We start from the raw sequence: 2,823 nt of genomic DNA on the forward strand, positions 1-2,823 counted from the left end.
CACTGGTAGAATGTTCATAACTTCGCAAGCTCTTTATCAATCGCAGTATTAAAATTCTGAGCAAAGCTATTGGTAACAGCCTGGATGTTGCTTTGTAGTGCTGGGCGCATGAATGGAGTTGGTGGATTATGCACAGAGCCAAATTCAAGCCATCTGAAGTGCCGCGTATCCCCACCACTTGTTTTAGGTGGATTTGGATTGGAGAATGACGCACCACCACGCACACCGACCCGCATTACCACTTCATTCGAGTTTCGAGTCTTTCCAGTAGCAATTGTAATATTTTTCCAAATCTTCTCAGCTGTTTTTGGATCATCAATTGCTTTGGCGTTAGCCCGAGCTGCATCACGTACAATTGCCATAGCTTTACGAGCAGATCGCCTTGCAGCATTTTTCATTAAACGAGGATTAGCCAGTCTTTTAAGTTTCTCTTGAACTTCATCCAAGCCTTCAATATTGAATTCTACTGACATGGCCTACTCCACTAATGACAACTCCAACGTCATATATATCCGACCATTTTCATTGTCTGGTTTTGGTGGCGATACGATCTGGAATATCTGGCCATCATATAAAACACGCATGGTTGTGTTGATATCATCACGCTTGCGCAGCTTTAGTCGCGCTGTGGTTTCTGATCCGGCAGCCTTGGCGTTAATTGAATCTTTTACAGACAGAAACTCCAATTTAGACCAAAGCTTTTTGTATTCAACCCATGCTTCGGTTTCATAGTTGTATTTATCATAAGTCTTGGTTTTTTGCTGAATCGCGACCCGATGTCGAAGTTCACCTGCTTGCAAAGTCATACATTCACCCACCGATGCCGCTTCCAGAGCCAGTCTGTAGCCATTGGCAACTCAGCACCAACACCAACCGTTTCTCGGTTTTTATACCAGTGGCCAATTAAAAGGTATGCACCCTGGATAATCGAGTCTGAAATATAAATCCCATTCAAGACATCTTCAGGAATCAGCGAACCAACTGCATAAAGCTTTCGGTTAGTGGATTGCTCAAATGCATCAAAAGCCGCACCAATCAATGATTCAATTAATGAGTCTTCATCATCATGATCAATTCGAAGATTAAGTTTGACTTGTTCCTTCGTTAGAAACTGTGTCATTCGCTTTACCCTTTACTGGTTTTGGCTTGGTTGGTTTTGGCTCAGGCTCAGGCTCAGGCTCAGGCTCAGGCTCAGGCTCAGGAGGATTATCCGTCTGCACAAATTCCGCAACTTCTAATTGATTTACAGCAATTTCTGCAATTCGATCATCAACATCATGTTCACCAGGCTCAATTTCAATAACCCGATTCCCATTATCTACAGCAACTTTAAAAGTTTCTTTCACATCAATAAGTGGTGGCATTTCTACTGCTCCAAAAAATAAGACCCCCACATCATGGAGGCCTTATATTTAAATACGGGTTAGAGTTAAAGCGATAAAGTTAGAACTTTAATCGCGTTAGAGTCTAACAACATACCGCCGACACGTTTGGTTGTATAAAAACCTACGTTTGGCTTGTTGGTGTACGGGTCGCGTAGAACACGAGTTCCGAAGCGGTCAACAATTGCATAGCCACGTTTGAAGTCACCAAACATAATTGCATTAGCATCAGCAGCTACATCCGGCATATCTTCATTTTCAGCAATACCGTGTGCCAATAATGTTGAAGGTTGGTCTAGTTGTAAGCCTGGTTGCCACAAGTAATTACCTTCACTGTCTTTTAGTTTGCGAACTTTGGCAAGAGACAGGGTATTCATCATGAATACTGCGTTTTTACGATAGCCTTTTTTAAGTGAATAAATCAGGTCAATAATATTGTCGCCAGTAAAACCACCCGCAATACCTGATTTCAAGTTTTGCAATGTCCCAAATGCACGTGTTTTGTCTGCCGTTACTGCTCGCGCATAAGCCAAAATACCTTTCGGTTTGTTGACACCATCACCAAGCAAGAAAGCACTGCCTTCTTTTTCAGCAAATTCACGCGAAACTTCACCTGCAAGCCAGCCTTCAACATCAAAGTGAATATCATCCAATGATTGTTGTGTCGCTTGTGGGTTTGAATAGATCTCACCCATAAACGCGGTTAATTGGGCAATCGTTGGTGTGCCTGTTGCAGGTCGAGCATCTGTTTCACCAACCCAACCAGAACCGGCACCACCAATATTGACTAATTTTTTATAGCCTGATGCACCAATCACAATTGATCCGCAGACTTCACGCATCGGGCTTTCATCACGTAGCAATTCAAGCAGTGTTGTGTCTAAATCTTCTGGAGCTGCATAACCGCCATCACCGTCGACAGCCACCTGAATTGCTTTTTGTTGCAAATCACCGAGACCGTCTTCAATACCTTTACGCAACATCTGACCAAATGCTTTTTTATGTGCTGAAACTTCAGTGCCTTTGGTGCCACCTGGGCGCTTAAATTCTTTAATCTCTTTTTCAAGATCAGCTTTAAGCTTGTCGATTTCACCCAATTTTTCATTTAATTGGTTGGTTTTTTCTTCAAGCTTATTTTTTTCAGCTTTAATCGATTCAAGTTCTTTATCATTTGATTTTTTAAAATCTTCAAATGCACCCTTTAACTCTTTGGCAACTTCGCCAATATCTTTTTCATCAATAGCCATGATAATTTTACCCTTTTAAAAATGCGGTTAAGTCTTTCAGTGATTGCAGTGCTTCATCCTGACTCTCAGCTTCTCGCTTAGAATCAATCGCACCATAGCCTTTGGACATGAATGCCTTGGCTTGTGATCGTGAAAACCCAACATCTCGCAGGGCACGTTCAATTTTACTTGGCGAAGGAGTTTCGCCTTTTTCA

The 2,823-nt window shown here is 42.1% G+C and carries 5 protein-coding genes and 1 pseudogene; all 6 read right to left on the reverse strand.

Going from position 1 to position 2,823, the window contains the following annotated elements:
* Positions 1 to 14 precede the first annotated feature (14 nt).
* Complete coding sequence (locus tag ACKI4H_RS10345) at positions 15 to 473, reverse strand: HK97-gp10 family putative phage morphogenesis protein (protein ID WP_407305499.1); 459 nt, start codon at positions 471 to 473, stop codon at positions 15 to 17.
* 3 nt (positions 474 to 476) lie between these two features.
* Entirely contained in the window at positions 477 to 806 is a 330-nt protein-coding gene (locus ACKI4H_RS10350) for a phage head closure protein (protein ID WP_407305500.1), read from the reverse strand.
* Entirely contained in the window at positions 803 to 1,120 is a 318-nt protein-coding gene (locus ACKI4H_RS10355) for a head-tail connector protein (RefSeq protein ID WP_407305502.1), read from the reverse strand. The genes ACKI4H_RS10350 and ACKI4H_RS10355 overlap by 4 nt, the downstream gene beginning before the upstream one ends.
* Positions 1,083 to 1,364: a hypothetical protein gene (locus tag ACKI4H_RS10360; protein ID WP_407305503.1), complete on the reverse strand. Its 282-nt coding sequence runs from the start codon at positions 1,362 to 1,364 to the stop codon at positions 1,083 to 1,085. The genes ACKI4H_RS10355 and ACKI4H_RS10360 overlap by 38 nt, the downstream gene beginning before the upstream one ends.
* 65 nt (positions 1,365 to 1,429) lie before the next feature.
* Positions 1,430 to 2,629, reverse strand: coding sequence for a phage major capsid protein (locus ACKI4H_RS10365; protein ID WP_407305504.1), 1,200 nt, complete (start codon positions 2,627 to 2,629; stop codon positions 1,430 to 1,432).
* A gap of 7 nt (positions 2,630 to 2,636) precedes the next feature.
* Positions 2,637 to 2,823: pseudogene (locus ACKI4H_RS10370) on the reverse strand (HK97 family phage prohead protease); the annotation flags it as partial.

The organism is Acinetobacter sp. (assembly GCF_045628685.1).
Lineage (GTDB): Bacteria > Pseudomonadota > Gammaproteobacteria > Pseudomonadales > Moraxellaceae > Acinetobacter.